Here is a 15,265-nt window from a genome sequence, read left to right as displayed (position 1 = left end):
CCTATATCTTTTCAGATAATATGGTGTTGCAACGAAACATGCCCATCGTTATATGGGGGGAATATCTGCCTGGAGAAATTGTACAGGTCAAATTTTCTTCAGAAGTGAAAGAAGTAGAAACCAGTGCCGATTCTTCCTGGCAGGTCTCTTTTTCAGCCTTGCCGGGCAATGCCGTCCCCCGGGTTTTATCGGTTTACACCAAAACCGATTCTTTGGAGTATTCGAATATTCTCATTGGAGATGTGTGGCTGTTAGCTGGTCAGTCAAATATGGAATGGTCGCTGGGGCAGGAGATGTATTATGAAACCGAAAAGGAACAGCTCGCTGGCTCTGCACTTCGCTTTTATAATCAACAATATGTTGGTAAAGGTATTTATGGTGAAAAATACTCTGAAGAAGACCTTGAAAAACTGCATCCTGCGGGTTTTTTTAAGGGTAGCTGGGAGGAGAGTGCACTGCCGCAGGTGGCGAAATTAAGTGCTGTAGGCTATTACTTCGGAAAAGAAATACTTCAACATGAAAACATTCCGGTGGGCCTCATAAATCTAGCTGTTGGTGGTGCTCCAATCGAAGCCTTCATTTCCGAAGAAACGCTTTTAAATGACCGAAAATTTCGAAAGAAAGTTTCTGGGAATTGGCTCGAAAATGACGAATTACCAGTTTGGGTTAGAGAAAGAGGAGAGCAAAATGTTGGAGGAGTTGCTTTGTATAGTACCCAAACAGGGGCCAATCACGCTTACAAACCCGGATTTATCTATGAATCTGGAGTCAAGTCTATTGTAAATATGCCCATAAAAGGCGTTTTATGGTATCAGGGAGAAATTAATGCTCAGGAGTTACCACGAGTTTTAGAGTACCCCCAATTACAGAAATTACTGATTAAAAGTTATCGGGAAAAATGGCATCAAAACTCCCTGCCTTTTTATTGGGTACAGCTTTCTTCTATAGATACTACCAATTATAAGTCGCAGTATTGGCCACTGTTTCGAAATCTGCAACGGCTTCTGTTACAGGAAATAAAGCATGGTGGCATGGCGGTAAGTAGTGATGTGGGTAACAAAAATGATGTACATCCACGCAACAAAAAAGTGATAGGTGAAAGGTTGGCGCGGTGGGCATTGCACAATGAATATAATAGGAATATTGAAGTTTCTGGTCCTTTACCTTTAGGGGCGTCCTATTCTCAGGGGAAAGTGATCATCAATTTTACACACACCGCAGAAGGTTTAAAAACGCCAGGGGAAGAAGCCGTTCAAGGTTTTTCTTTAAACGGAAAACATCCTGTACCGGCTATAATAAACGGGACCAGCATCATTATAAAAACCTCTCAAAAGCCTGAAATGATATACTATGGCTGGCTTCCCTATTCTTCAGGAAACCTTATGAACAGTGAGCAGTTGCCGGCTTCCACTTTTCAAATTGGAGTAGATTAAACAGCAAGCGTAATTAGAGACTCCTAAAATGTCATTTTTGACACCTTATAAAATGGACTAATAGAATGTATTAAAACGTTAAAGCCTTCAGGGAATAAGATTGATTTTTAAGTTTTAAATAAGATAACGAAAATTTTATTCTTTTAATTTTCTTGCTAAAGTGAATTTTTAACTTTCATTATCGAATATTTTAATACTTTTTTATATTTTTGAGAATCAGTTTTCATCATTAATTAACCATTCTTCAAAAGAGAAATTCAACAAGAAATAAAAATATCTATTATGAGTGCAGATCGAAGATCGTTTTTAAGAAATATGGCCCTTGGATCGGGCGCTATTGCTACCGGGGCATTTTTAACATCCTGTGCCAGTGAGGAGAAATTAACACAAATTAAAGCTGCTGCAAGCAGGCAGCCGACTATGAATTTTAATATGTCGGGTTATGCTGCACCTGCACTTGATACTGTTCGGATAGGAATTGTGGGGATTGGAGACCGTGGGGCAGGGGCTGTAGAGAGAATGACTTTTATTGAAGGAGTGGAAATTACGGCGCTTTGTGATACCCGGCAGGCTGCTGTTGATGGAGGACAGGAAATACTGAAAAAAGCCGGGTTGCCAAAAGCAACCGAATACGTAAATGGTGAAAAGGGGTATATAGAGATGTGCCAAAGTGATAATATCGATTTGGTTTATGTGGTTACTTCCTGGGAATGGCACATACCCATTGCTCTTGAGGCTATGGAAAACGGTAAGCATACGGCTGTTGAAGTTTCTACTGCGCGTACCCTGGAAGAATGCTGGCAAATTGTTGAAACTTCTGAAAGAACCCGCAAACATTGTGTGATTCTTGAAAACTGCTGCTATGACTTTTTTGAGTTAATGACACTTAACATGGCAAGGCAGGGTGTTTTTGGAGACCTTGTACATGGTGAAGGGGCGTATATCCATGATCTTGATTACTGGCACTTTAACCGGCCTCAGGATGATAAAATGACCGATGGTGCTTATGATAATTACTGGCGACTTAAGGAAAATAAACGTCATGCCAACGTATATCCTACTCATGGTTTAGGTCCAATTTGTCAGGCTATGGATATTAATAGAGGAGATAAGATGGACTTTCTTACCTCTATTATGAGTGACGATTTTACCCTGAGCAAAAGAATTGAAGAAGAAGCTGAAAAAAACCCCGATTTAAAACAATTTGTGGGAGCCAATATGAGGGGAAATATGGACATCCAGCTTATCAAAACTAATAAGGGTCGTACCATCATGATTCAGCATGATATTAGTTCACCCCGACCTTATTCCCGTATTCATATGTTAAGCGGTACCAAGTGTTTCGCCCAAAAATGGCCTTTACAGCACATTGCTTTTGGTCATGAGATCGCCGATGCAGATAAAATGAAAGAACTTGAAGAAAAATATACTCCCGAAATTGTACGTAAAGTTGGAGAAATGGCTAAAAAAGTTGGCGGCCATGGGGGGATGGATTTTATGATGGACTGGAGGTTGATTGACTGTCTTAGAAATGGACTTCCCATGGATATGGATGTTTATGATGCCGCTGCCTGGAGTAGTATAACTTCATTGAGTGAATGGTCTATTGCCAATAAATCTAATTCTATTGAAGTACCAGATTTTACTCGTGGGGCCTGGAAAACTAACAAGCCTGTGAATTTAACTTTAGAAGGCGGAGGTACTACCGGAGTAAGAAATTTAGATAAAAAAGCAAACAGCAAGCAATTATCTGTTGAATAGAAGCTGTTAAGTTTCCTAAATTTTAAATGAAAGTCTTTCTGTAACCAGATGTATTTTTACCTCCTTAGTATGTACTTTCGTGTATCCCTTATAAAGTTTCTGTCCTGGTACAGGACAGGAACTTTATAAGAAGTGCATCCTAATTTTATATTTATTTTGGTTGATGGTTTGTGGTATGATGATGTGGGAAGAAACAACAACTTCAGCTGGAATGGAAAATACCCGGAGGTTCCAAAAATGTCATTTCAACTGAATATTTTTTCCGAAGCTAACCCCTAATTAAATCAAAATTAACCTCTATGTCCATGCGTTTATTTAGAAGTACCTCAACAGTAATACTGGCTTTTTTTGCAGTATTCCAACTTGTGATTGCACAAGATCGTAAACCCGATCCAATATTTGAGAACCCAAATGTGCAGGCAGAAAACAGGCTCCCTATGCGTGCTGCTTATTTTCCTTATGAAAACAAAGAATTAGCCCAAGAGAGGAACAAAGAAGCTTCCAACCGTTTTATTGACCTAAACGGAAGCTGGAAATTTTTTTGGACCGAACATTATAATAATCTTCCCGATAATTTTGAGGCTGTAGATTTTGACGATTCGGGCTGGGACGATTTTAAGGTGCCGGCAAACTGGGAATTTAATGGCTATGGAACACCAATCTATGTGAACCACCCTTTTGAATTTGCCGTTAAGAATCCAAATCCGCCTTTTATTGAAAATGAAAAAAATCCTGCAGGTATTTACCGCAGGGAGATAGAACTCCCTGAAAACTGGAGTGATATGCCGGTATTTATCCATTTGGGGGCTGTAAAATCGGCTTTTAGACTCTATGTTAATGGTGAGTATGTGGGCTTAGGTGAAGATAGTAAACTGGAATCTGAATATGAACTTACCAATTTTGTTAAACCTGGTAAGAACCAGATTACTATAGAAGTGCGTCGCTGGAGTGACGGCAGTTACCTGGAAGCGCAGGATTTTTGGCGCATTAGTGGGATTCAAAGAAATGTCTATTTATACGCCCGTCCAAAAGTGCATTTTTACGACCTGTTTGTTAAAAGTGGGTTAACCAATAATTATACTGACGGAGAGTTTTCAGTAGACCTGGAGCTTTGGAACCATACTGATGAAGATCAGGGAGAAAATACAGTGGTAGCTAAACTTTTTGACGCTTCTCACAATGAAATTTATAAAGCTGAACAAAAGACAATTGGTCTTAAGCGGAAGCTTGGAAAAACAGTGCTTCAGTTTAAAGAATTAATTCCGAATGTACATCATTGGTCGGCTGAAACACCAAATTTGTATACTCTCGAATTAACACTTTTAGATTCCGAAGGGAAGGTGAAGGAGTTGATTCACACCAATGTAGGTTTTAAATCTTATGAAATAGACGGATATCAGTTTTTGGTCAACGGTAAACCTGTTTGGTTTAAAGGCGTAAACCGCCACGAATCTCATCCTGAAACTGCTCATGTAATGACACGAGAGCAGATGCGGGAAGACATTCGTATTATGAAAGAGCTCAACATGAATGCGGTGAGACTTTCTCATTATCCAAATGATCCTTACTGGTATGAGTTGTGCGACAAATACGGATTTTATGTTATTGATGAAGCCAATATTGAATCCCACGGGATGTATTACGAACCTGAAAGCACTTTAGGTAACGATCCTGAATGGCAACATGCCCACATGTTGCGAATCAAAAGAATGGTAGAGCGGGATAAAAACCATCCTTCGATTGTTGCCTGGAGCCTTGGAAACGAGGCAGGGAATGGGTATAATTTTTATAAAGCCTATAACTGGCTTAAAGGCTTTGATCCTACCAGGCCGGTGCAATACGAACGTTCTACTACCGAGTGGAATACTGATATTATTGTACCTCAATACCCTCACCCGGCGTCTATGGAGCGTTGGGCACAAAGCAACCCCGATCGTCCATACATTATGAGTGAATATGCTCACGCAATGGGAAATAGCCTTGGTAACTTTAAAGAGTACTGGGAGGTCATCGAAAAATACCCTCAACTACAGGGAGGATATATTTGGGATTGGGTAGACCAGGGAATTTACAAAGAGGTAGATGGAAAAAAGGTGTTTGGCTATGGCGGCGACTGGGGGCCTGAAGGTACTGCAAGTGATAATAACTTTTTAATAAATGGAGTTATTATGCCCGATCGTTCCTGGAATCCACACGCGTATGAGGTGCGCAAGGTATACCAGGAAGTAGGTTTCAGTTTAACTGAAGATAAAGAGAAAGTAGAGATCTTCAATAAATATTTCTTCCGGGATCTTTCTAATTATGAATTCTCTGTAGCATTGCTCAAAAATGGAGAAGTGGTAAAATCTGAAAAATTAGGAAGTTTTTCTATAGCTCCAAGAAATACAGTTGCAGTAGAGCTTCCTTTTAGTGTGCCTACAGATACGGCAGCAGAATACAGGTTGCATTTTACCGGAATACTTGCTCAGGAAGAAGGTTTTGTAGCCCCCGGTACTCTTTTAGCCGAAGCCGAGTTTGCTGTTACTCCTCCTGTTTCTGAAAACCAGGTTTTAGAAGCTGTAGATTTGAAAGTTGAAGAAAAAGGTGACCTGGTAAGCTTTTCAAAAGGTTCTTTTTCAATTAGTTTTAATAAAACAACCGGAAGGTTTTCAGATTATAAATACAAAAGGGATGTTCTCATAGAAAAAGGTCCGCAATTAAGCCTTTTTAGACCCCTGGTTGATAACGACTTTGGAGGCGGACTAAACAGGAAGCTTGATTATCTAAAGCAGCCTGAACTTGAAGTTGTAGAGTTTACGCATGGTAAAAACGCAGAAGGTGCCACTCAGGTTAAAGTTATTTATGACGTGTTACAGGGAGATGCCAAATTGACCCAGGTTACTACCATCTTCGATGATGGCGTACTCAAAGTGGATAATAATTTTGAAGCCGTTAAAGGGGATCATGAGATGTTGTTAAAATTCGGGAATGAGTTATTGCTTCCGAAGAAATTTGACACTTTTAAATGGTATGGTCGTGGCCCATGGGAGAGTTATGAAGACCGAAAATTTAGCGCCATGGTTGGCATCTACAAAGGAAGTGTAGAAGAGCAATACCATCCTTATATAAGGCCACAGGAATCTGGCAATAAAACTGATGTGCGTTGGGCCGAGATCTCAAATGGCCGTAATACAGGTATTAAAGTAAGTTTTACTGAAGACCTGTTAAATGTTTCAGCTTTACCTTACTCTAAGGAACAACTGTATCCTTCTTCAGAAAAAGGACAGGAAAATTCCAGACTCCTGAAAAAAGGTGAACATACCTATCTGGATATTGATTTAAGACAAATGGGTGTTGCTGGTATTAACAGCTGGGGAAGTTTAGCCTTAGAAAAATACCGTATGCCTTTTCAAAATTACAGTTACAGCTATATTATTAAGCCGCTGTAAATTTTTGGTTGAGCAGTAGTGCAGCCTGTCAGATTTTGACCTTACCTAAATCTGGCAGGCTTTTTTATGTTTAAAAAAAAAGGAGCTACGTATTAATGAATATTGAATCGCAGTCTTCTAAATTAATGAAGGAATAGGACACAGGTTCGCTCATGGTCAAGATCAGTCTTTATTTACTGGCTGAACAGGAGAATATATAGGCTTAATCCTCCACAAAATTTGAAGGTTAGAGAGGTTATGTAGAGGAATTCTTCAGGTGAAAAATGCCATTTTTGACAAACTTTTTTGGGTAAATCTAGCTTTTTTAAAAGGAATTGATTACAAGCTTTGCTTTCTCTATTACTTCGGAAGCAGTGGTTTGGTCAAAGTTGTTATTATGGAAAAGATGCAGGATTTCTTCCAATTCTTTTAGAGCCTTTTGATTATTGGTATTTCTGAATTCTTCTTTCAAAATCAGAATTTTTTCATACACCTGAATGCCTGTAAGAAGTTTTTCAAATCTTATGGAAGTCCTTCCGCCGGGGTAAACAAAATAGGTGTCTCCCGCAGCCCAGGTAGTAAACCTGCTGTCTAGTAAAGGTTCTTTAACCCAGCTGGCATAAGCCCAACGCAGGTATCCATCAAGACCTTGTGAAGCTGCATACAGCCATACCATTCGCTCTCGGCCGGCGGACTAAAAGTAAAACTGTTGGGAGCAGCATGTGCACAACTGGTATAAAATATACTAATCTGGCCATTTTTCCGTCGTTCTTCCTTTACTTCCTGGGGAAATGACTCTTCCATAGAAAGACAGTAGTCATCAATTTCTTCATATAATTCTGGATGGTTTCCACCGGCAAATGAAATCTTGAAATTTGCATCGGCTGCTTTAATGACCTTTATCGTTTCCTGCATCACTTTCATAGGGCGCTCGTCCATAGAAATATAGGTTTTGTGAAACCAGCCCTTTTCTTTGAGATGGGCGGCAAAAGAGGTGAGCATTGCGCCCCACATTTCTTCATATTCTTTTTCCCCGGGTTCCGTTTCTACAATTTTCATAGAATTACTGGCTTCATCAAAATATTCAAAGGATAACCGCCATGGCACCATGGAATAGCAGTTAATTTGTTTATCTACGCCCATTTTTATCATGAACTCTACCCACTTATCAAAAGCGGTAAAGCCAAATTCCCATTGCCCATTTATTTTCCGCTTCCAGGTCACCATAGATTGAAAGGGGTCATAGGTTTGTCCGTTCCAGGGTTTATTCATAATAGAGGCAGTAATAGATTTTCCTCCGGCATTGGCGTAAAACTGAATATCTTTTTCCATAGCTTCAAAATGGGCCTTACTCCACAGTTCGGTTTGATAGTAACGTGCAGCAGCGTAAGGGTTTTGCCAAAGATCGAGGTGAAAACGCCATTTTTGAAGGGTTGGTATTTTTCGGTCTTTGACGTTAATCTCAATTCTCAGTTTTTTTATGACTTTTTTGCCATCCAGTACTTTTAAGGTTCCTGTATAGCTTCCGGGAAAAGCATTTTGAGGGATCCATATTTTCACCCATCCGGGACGGGTCGAATTTTTAGAAATTAAAAGGCTTTTAGTGAGATGATCTATAGGGTCGGTCACAAGGGTAGAATCAAAATCTTTAGCGTTTCGGTGTCCGCATGCTCCTTTTTTATCTTTATTGAGTTCATCGGTCATTACATAGCGCACAAATCCTGTAGAAATAGTTCTCTGTTCTATTCTCCACTTTTTATTACTGTTATGCACTAAATCGCTCACTTCAAAGGAAAGTTCTAAAGGAGATTTAACTGCCGAAACCACAAATTGGGCAGATACCCGCTCACCCTTCCAGCCGGTCATCTCAACCTTGTTGGAAATATCCCCGACCTTGGCTGGTTCCTCTTTTTTGTAGCGAGTATCAGTATTTCCCCAGCCTATTACATTTTGACGCTTATTCTGCCACAAATGCACCGGAGTAGGAATGGGGTTTGATACTTCAGAGTAAGTCTCTGGAAATTCATCCTGTCCTGTTACTTTATCGGAAAAATTTTGATCTACAGGATTTTGAGCCCATATTGGAGCATTCAGGAAGGAAAATGCCACTACCAAAAAAACTGACTTGATGATGTTCATAACAAGAATTTAGACTTCTGTAAAAGAGATATAAGTTGAGGTGGTAACTTAAACCGGTGAAATTAAAAAAGTGTTATCGACTCAGTTTAAATACTAATGTTTCGTGGGATTGAACTTGGAAATTTAATTTGTCAGTTTTTCTGTAATCTTTTTTGCTCCATACATCCAGCAGTTTATATTTTCCGTCCAAACCTAAACTGCTCAGGTTTTCTTTAAATCTTTGTTTTTTTTTTCAGAAGTATTTAAGATACCAACCGCATAATTTCCATCGGTTAAAGGTTTCACGAAAACCTGCCAGTTGTCTTTATTAATTACTCTTTTGCCCTGTTTGCCCAATGGATCCTGATCTATGGCAATTATATCTTTATTAGTTAGAATTCTCCGGGTTTCTTCATCCATATTTCTCACGTCATTGCTTATCATCAATGGGGCAGCCATAAGAGACCACAAACTCATTTGGCTTTGATATTCGGTATTTGTGGCACCATGACCGCCCTGATCTCCAGAAGGGCCACTTTTGCCATGAAGCCCCACCACAAGCATATCTGGGTCATTCCATCCTCCCGGACCGGCATATTCATCTAGTTCGACATTGATTTCCAGAATATCAAGTATTCCATAACCTATACTTTCTTCATGAAGGTTGGTGCCTTCGGGAGCGTTTGCACTCCATTTATCCCGAATATCATAAGTGGTTCGCCACAACTGTCCACCAGCCTCTTTAGCCCATAGCCAAGGCTCCCGCTGTCCCCATTCACATACAGAAAATACGATCTTCCGGCCAGAATTTTGCAAAGCATCAGCCATTTTAGAGTACCTTTTCTCTGCAGTTTTTCTATCGGTTGGGGCACCACAGTAGTCGTATTTTAAATAGTCTACATCCCAGGATGCAAAAGTTTTGGCGTCTTGTTCTTCAAACCCCAGACTGGCTGTGTACCCGGCACAGGTAAGTTGTGCCGCATCGGAATAGATACCAAGTTTCATTCCCTTGCTATGAAGGTAATCTGCCAGAGCTTTAATTCCTGAAGGAAATTTTTTAGGATCGGGAATTATATTGTTTCTTTTATCGCGACCTCCCTGCCAGCCGTCATCAATAAAAATGTACTCATAACCCAGCTCTACAAGACCTTCCTCTACCATAGCATCGGCCATAGATTTGATGTCTTGTTCATGAATATCATCTCCAAAATAATTCCAGGTCATAAATCCCATGGGGGGAGTAGGAGCCAACAGGGAGACCTGGGCACTTGAAAACAATGAGAAACAGAATGCAAGCAGTAGAATTAGGGGTTTAGGCGTCATTGTAATTGTGTTAAGAAGGTATATACAGGTTGTTCAGTTTTTAGAATACGATTTACAATTTAGTATAAAGCAAAATTTTTCATTCTCGAAAGTACAAGATTTTGATTTTGAGAGATATAATTCATTATTACATAAATTCGTAATCGAATAATTTACCTTTTGTTGTGATAGCTGCTATAAATTTAATTATTTAAAGGAAAGATGTTGATTAGGATCTACGGAAGATTTTCAAATTTTATTTGAGGAGCAGAACCATTTTCCTTGCGGTTAAACTCTGTTTCAACTGGAGTAAAATCGTTGAAAAAACCACAGTTCTTCAAATAATAACCTTCATCGATTTCACCACCTGCATAATCCAGCCGGTCTTTTTGATTAGCCGTGGCATCGGCTGTAAAGATAGCCTTGGTGAGTTCTATCCAGCCCTTGTCCTTATCATAGATCCACTGGTTTTTATAATGAGCTTTTCGAGCAGTATCACCGGTGGCAGGTACAAAATTTTCTAAGAAAGAATATAAATTACCAAGGTAATTACTGGCTTTGGGCCTTTTAAAACTGGCGATAAGCTCCCACTGGTCTTTTTCAGGTGTGTAAAAATAGGCGGTATAGACAGTATGATCGGAACCGGCAGGTTCGCCTTTTAACAGGAAACGGTAGGTTGTTCCTGCTTTCCACATATAGCGTTTAAAACTTTGCCCGCCTGAACCTTCGTTGCCGAATTCGCCCGTATTCACTCCGTCGCCTTTTTTGAGTAATACGATTTTCTGGTCTTCGGGGATCTCAGCAGGATCTTGCGTGTCGTAAGGGCTCCATACCGAGAAAAGAATGCGGCGTTCGCTCTCAGAATTTACCTGTATGCCAAAATAGCCGTGAGAATATCCGTTTGCCATATAATAGGAGCCAATTACATCTTCGCCTTCGGGGACTTCTATTTCGTTATAAAAATATAGTGTTTTTTCACTTTTCTTCGAAATAGGGTAGCGGAGGTGTACAGAGGGACCCCGACGCCCAAAATGGAAATTGTCTGTTACAAAATCCACATCGCCTTCTGCAGCATTCCCGGCTAATAAAACTTCATTTATATCCACAGAAACATCTGGATCTGGCTGTAATATTTCCAAAATAAGTTCCTGGTATCCAGACTGGTTGATTGGATACTCTCCCAGGTAAACATCACCAAAAATGTCATTTTTGAGAGGTATTTTCTTACTTATACCATTTAAAGTAGCCTTTAAAATAACTTTTTCAGAAGAGGTCTTTAAGTGTAAGCCAACAATTAGTTCGCCTTGCCCTGAAATCCTGAAGTAGGTCTTTAGAGGTTCGATGCCGTTCCAGTTTCGGATTCCTTCTTTTGTTATAGTTTGATGATCGTGCTGTTCATTGTGGGAAATCCATGAATTTTCTCCTGCGGGAATGCGTTGTGTATACTGTACCGATGCTTCTTTAGAAGACCCCTTATTTTCACAGGAAATCAGGAGAATATTTAATAGAACGATTACTAAAAGCTGGAATTTTTTCATTGTAAAGACGATTATTAGATTATTCAGAAGAAATTAAAATTAATGACCACAATTCATTTTAGAGACCCAATGGGTGGTCAAAAAGGTCTTTTTTCTTCAAGCTGTTTTACTTTAACATTTTGGATGCGCCCCTGAAAGACTGAATCTATTGGGGAGCCAAAGAATTCTAAAGGAATCAAGGTTTGGATATTCTTACTTCCAATTAATTTTCCATCAGCGTATAAAGTGGTTTTGCCTTTTTCACCCAATATTCTCAAATGAGTTGTTTTGCCGATAGGAATATTATGTTTAAAAATTATCACATTTGGTTTATGAGAGGTTAGCGGGGTATCTCCTTCTGTTTGATTTGCCCGAACAATGGCAATACCTCTTTTTGTGTATGAGGTGTCATTTTCCTTAAAAGTATATTCCAAATCTGTGTAAACTGTGGCCAATTGTGAAGATACCAGTGCTTCTTTACCAGGAGAGGTGCTTGTTCTTTTAAGGGTGATTTCTGCAGACCAGGGATATTCTAAATCTTTTAACGTTGTGCCAGTCTCTGTTTTTGAACTTCCGGATAAATCAATTTTATTTTTGCTGAGTATGATATTTTCATTCGTGAAATACCGTGACAGGATCGAAGTGTTCGGAATTTTTATTAAAGCTGTTGCTTTACTATTAAATTCCTCCACCGAGTCGTAGGCTTTTGTCCCCCACATTTTTTCAGAAAAAACAAATATGGATGGCAGCACGAGTCGTGCAATTTCAGAAATATTGTATCCTGTGGGGCCAAAGTCGTTCCAGATATGTAATTTACTTCCCAGGAGATTTTGATCACCTTGCGACAGGTTTTGTTCCTTTTTATTACTAAAGATGAGAGGGCTCCATTCTTCATAAATAAATTTATTGTTCACCCCATAATAAGGAGCTCCGGGAACTATGTAGGAGAAATAGTGGGAAGAATTAATTAAGCTATATCCTTCCTGGGATTTATCTTTGGCAGCACTGGTTTCCCACATGTCTATGATCACATCATTGTCTATTGTTGTGTTACCTGGCATATTTTCAAATCCCGACCAGATTCGGGCATTTTTTTTGTGTTTTTTGACAACTGTATTAAAGTGATTTATGTATTTCAGGAATGTATCTCCAATTTTAAATTTGAGGGAGTCGTCTTTTATGCTGTTAATACGATACTCATCTGTACCTAGATGAAAATCTGGAGCTTTAAAATGAGGAATAACTTCTGCCAGGATTTCTTCCATGAATTCGTACGTATCTTCATTAGTAATATCCAGGTAATTTGGACTTAGCCAAGGGCTCTTAAGATCGGGTCGTATATTTGTAAAGGCCAGGGAATGCCCTGGGGAATCTATCTCTGGTGTAATCGTAATACCGTAAGAGGCTGCAAAATCCTGAAGTTCCTCAATCTCTTCCCAGCTATAATAGCCATCTTTTGCTGTGAGTTCGGGATATTTTTTGCTTTCCAGGCGGTATGCACTGTAACCTCCCCAGGAATTATCACTAAGATGTAAATGAAGTTCATTCATCTTTACCCAGGCCATAATCCTTATAAAATCCTTCAATTCTTCTACAGTAAAAAACTTGCGGGCCACATCAATCATCAACATACGTTTTTCGTAAGTTGGGAAGTCGATAATTGTGCCGGCTGGAAGTTCACCATTTTGGTTAGCCTGAGAGAATAACTGCAGCAATGTTCTGGTGGCGTAAACCAGGCCATTGTATGAGTCGGCTTTTATAGCGGTATTCATACCCAGTTTTATGTGGTAAGCATCCTTTTGAGCATTAATATCAAAATACGCTGTGTCAAATTCCAAATTTAGAACAGAATCACCCGGAGCATCTACAAGGGGAATCCCAAGACCTATCAGTTCAAGTTTAAATCTGTTTAACAGTAGTTGTTCTTTAATATTAATATCAGAAGGCCATTTTACATGTATTGCTTTAAAATGTATTTGACCTCCTGTGGGATTCCACTGTTGGGGTGCAGGAATGATATTTATGGAATTTTGGGCAAGAGAAGTGGACTAATGCAACAATAAAGATTAGATATAATTTTTTCATGAAAATCGGGGGAGGAGTTATACAATTAGCTACAGCCTGATACAGAATCTGAGCAACAGAAACAAAAATATAGTAAAAGCCCTGCGGAAAATTCAGCAGGGCATTACAATAGAGGCTAAAATTCAAATAGTTAAATAGTGTATATTTTGTTTCTTCTAAATATTTAAATAAATTAAAATAATAAATGACAAGTTTTAATATCCTGATTTATTCGGTTTTAAATTAGGATTTTTATCAATTGCCCCCTGTGGAATAGGTAAAAGATAGTTTTTAGGAGCTTGAAATTGACGGTTCTCAATTAAGTTTGCAGGGAGGTTCAAAGATACATTGTGATCCCCATTTGGTTGTGTGGATTCGAGAACTGTTCCTCTTTTCACACGACACTATCCCGTAAAGTGTGTAAGTTCTAAATAAAGGGGTTTAACTTTTATCTAAAGTTGAACCCTTTCTTCGTATATAGTCAAGAACTGATTGAGGACGATTCCCCAGTTTCTAATAGGCGCTGACCATTTTTTGGTTGCTTCCCTCAGAGCCAAATATACAGATTTCATTACAGCATCATCAGTTGGGAAGGATAATTTGTTTTTAGTGTACTTTCTGATCTTACCATTCAGGTTCTCAATAAGATTGGTGGTGTAAATGATTCGCCTGATCTCCAGCGGGAACTCATAAAAGACGGTAAGGTCTTCCCAGTTGTCCCTCCAGCTTTTTATCGCATAAGAATACTTAGAGTTCCATTGGGTGGCAAAATCTTCCAAGGCAGCTTCTGCGGCTTGTTTGGTAGGTGCATCGTATATCAACTTCATATCCTTGGTAAAGGCTTTTTTATCTTTCCAAACTACATACCTACAGGCGTTTCTGATCTGGTGAACCACACAGATTTGAGTTTTAGACTGTGGAAAAACATTCTTAATGGTATCCGTAAATCCATTGAGATTATCAGTGGCAGTGATTAAAATGTCCTCAACTCCCCGGGCTTTCATATCGGTCAATACGCTCATCCAGAAGGCGGCAGATTCATTCTTTCCTAACCAAAGGCCAAGAACTTCTTTTTTGCCATCTCTTCTAAGGCCTACAGCTATGTAAATGGTTTTGTTGACTACCTTAGAGTTCTCTCGAACCTTGAATACGATTCCGTCCATCCAAACGATCAGATACACAGGCTCTAAAGGACGATTTTGCCAGGCTACGATATCATTGCTGATTCTGTCTGTAATTCTGGATATAGTAGAAGTAGAGACATCAAAACCATACACCTCAGAGATTTGCTCCTCAATATCGCTATTGCTCATTCCCTTTGCATATAGTGATACAATAACATTTTCAATCCCGTCCACCATGTTTTTTCGTTTGGGAACGATCATGGGATTAAAAGAGCCATCACGGTCGCGGGGAACCTTTATAGTGTCTTCACCGTAAGAGCTGCGAACCTTTTTCTGAGAATAACCGTTCCTGGTATTTCCAGATCCAGACTTTTGATTCTTGTCGTAATCCAGATGGCCATCAAGTTCACCTTCAAGCATTTTCTCTAATCCTCGTTTTTGAAGTTGCTTGAGAAAGCTGCTAAGTTCTTCTCCGGATTTAAACTGTTTTAAAAACTCATCATCGAATAGATCTTCTTTTTTCATCAATGTGTAAATAT

The 15,265-nt window shown here is 39.3% G+C and carries 9 protein-coding genes and 1 pseudogene; 3 read left to right on the top strand and 7 right to left on the bottom strand.

Going from position 1 to position 15,265, the window contains the following annotated elements:
• Positions 1–38 precede the first annotated feature (38 nt).
• The 3 genes from V5739_RS00955 (at position 39) to V5739_RS00945 (ending at position 6,622) form a co-directional block, all read left to right on the top strand.
• Positions 39–1,433 (top strand): sialate O-acetylesterase, encoded by a 1,395-nt coding sequence (locus tag V5739_RS00955; RefSeq protein WP_423819293.1) that lies wholly within the window; start codon positions 39–41, stop codon positions 1,431–1,433.
• Positions 1,434–1,715: 282 nt separating this feature from the next.
• On the top strand, positions 1,716–3,194 hold the full coding sequence (locus tag V5739_RS00950; protein WP_423819292.1) for a Gfo/Idh/MocA family protein: 1,479 nt from the start codon (positions 1,716–1,718) through the stop codon (positions 3,192–3,194).
• Between the two features lie 305 nt (positions 3,195–3,499).
• Positions 3,500–6,622 carry a glycoside hydrolase family 2 TIM barrel-domain containing protein gene (locus V5739_RS00945; protein WP_423819291.1) on the top strand — a complete coding sequence of 1,041 codons (3,123 nt, stop codon included), beginning with the start codon at positions 3,500–3,502 and terminating at the stop codon, positions 6,620–6,622.
• Positions 6,623–6,926: 304 nt separating this feature from the next.
• Here the strand turns inward: V5739_RS00945 and V5739_RS00940 are convergent.
• The 7 genes and pseudogenes from V5739_RS00940 to V5739_RS00910 form a co-directional block, all read right to left on the bottom strand.
• Positions 6,927–8,740, bottom strand: a pseudogene (locus V5739_RS00940) (glycoside hydrolase domain-containing protein).
• Positions 8,741–8,813: 73 nt separating this feature from the next.
• The gene (locus V5739_RS00935) at positions 8,814–8,930 is read right to left on the bottom strand and encodes a hypothetical protein (RefSeq protein ID WP_423819290.1); all 117 of its coding nucleotides are present in this window, start codon (positions 8,928–8,930) and stop codon (positions 8,814–8,816) included.
• A gap of 11 nt (positions 8,931–8,941) precedes the next feature.
• A complete protein-coding gene (locus V5739_RS00930) occupies positions 8,942–10,042 on the bottom strand; it encodes an alpha-galactosidase (RefSeq protein WP_423819289.1) in 1,101 nt (366 codons plus the stop codon).
• A 215-nt stretch (positions 10,043–10,257) separates the two neighbouring features.
• Entirely contained in the window at positions 10,258–11,559 is a 1,302-nt protein-coding gene (locus tag V5739_RS00925) for a DUF3472 domain-containing protein (protein WP_423819288.1), read from the bottom strand.
• Between the two features lie 77 nt (positions 11,560–11,636).
• The gene (locus tag V5739_RS00920) at positions 11,637–13,553 is read right to left on the bottom strand and encodes a beta-N-acetylhexosaminidase (protein ID WP_423820426.1); all 1,917 of its coding nucleotides are present in this window, start codon (positions 13,551–13,553) and stop codon (positions 11,637–11,639) included.
• 264 nt (positions 13,554–13,817) lie between these two features.
• On the bottom strand, positions 13,818–14,000 hold the full coding sequence (locus V5739_RS00915) for a RagB/SusD family nutrient uptake outer membrane protein (RefSeq protein ID WP_423819287.1): 183 nt from the start codon (positions 13,998–14,000) through the stop codon (positions 13,818–13,820).
• Between the two features lie 54 nt (positions 14,001–14,054).
• A complete protein-coding gene (locus V5739_RS00910) occupies positions 14,055–15,251 on the bottom strand; it encodes an IS256 family transposase (protein ID WP_423819286.1) in 1,197 nt (398 codons plus the stop codon).
• Between the last annotated feature and the right edge of the window lie 14 nt (positions 15,252–15,265).

Source organism: Salinimicrobium sp. TIG7-5_MAKvit (genome assembly GCF_049569215.1).
In the GTDB taxonomy this organism is placed as follows: domain Bacteria; phylum Bacteroidota; class Bacteroidia; order Flavobacteriales; family Flavobacteriaceae; genus Salinimicrobium; species Salinimicrobium profundisediminis.
Note: the sequence above shows the minus strand (reverse complement) of the source record. Positions and strands in the feature narration are given on the sequence as shown.

Coding starts and splice junctions, on each gene's coding strand:
- V5739_RS00955 (WP_423819293.1), top strand. CDS start 39: ATGCCCATCGTTATATGGGGGGAATATCTGCCTGGAGAAATTGTACAG.
- V5739_RS00950 (WP_423819292.1), top strand. CDS start 1,716: ATGAGTGCAGATCGAAGATCGTTTTTAAGAAATATGGCCCTTGGATCG.
- V5739_RS00945 (WP_423819291.1), top strand. CDS start 3,500: ATGCGTTTATTTAGAAGTACCTCAACAGTAATACTGGCTTTTTTTGCA.
- V5739_RS00930 (WP_423819289.1), bottom strand. CDS start 10,042: ATGACGCCTAAACCCCTAATTCTACTGCTTGCATTCTGTTTCTCATTG.
- V5739_RS00925 (WP_423819288.1), bottom strand. CDS start 11,559: ATGAAAAAATTCCAGCTTTTAGTAATCGTTCTATTAAATATTCTCCTG.
- V5739_RS00910 (WP_423819286.1), bottom strand. CDS start 15,251: ATGAAAAAAGAAGATCTATTCGATGATGAGTTTTTAAAACAGTTTAAA.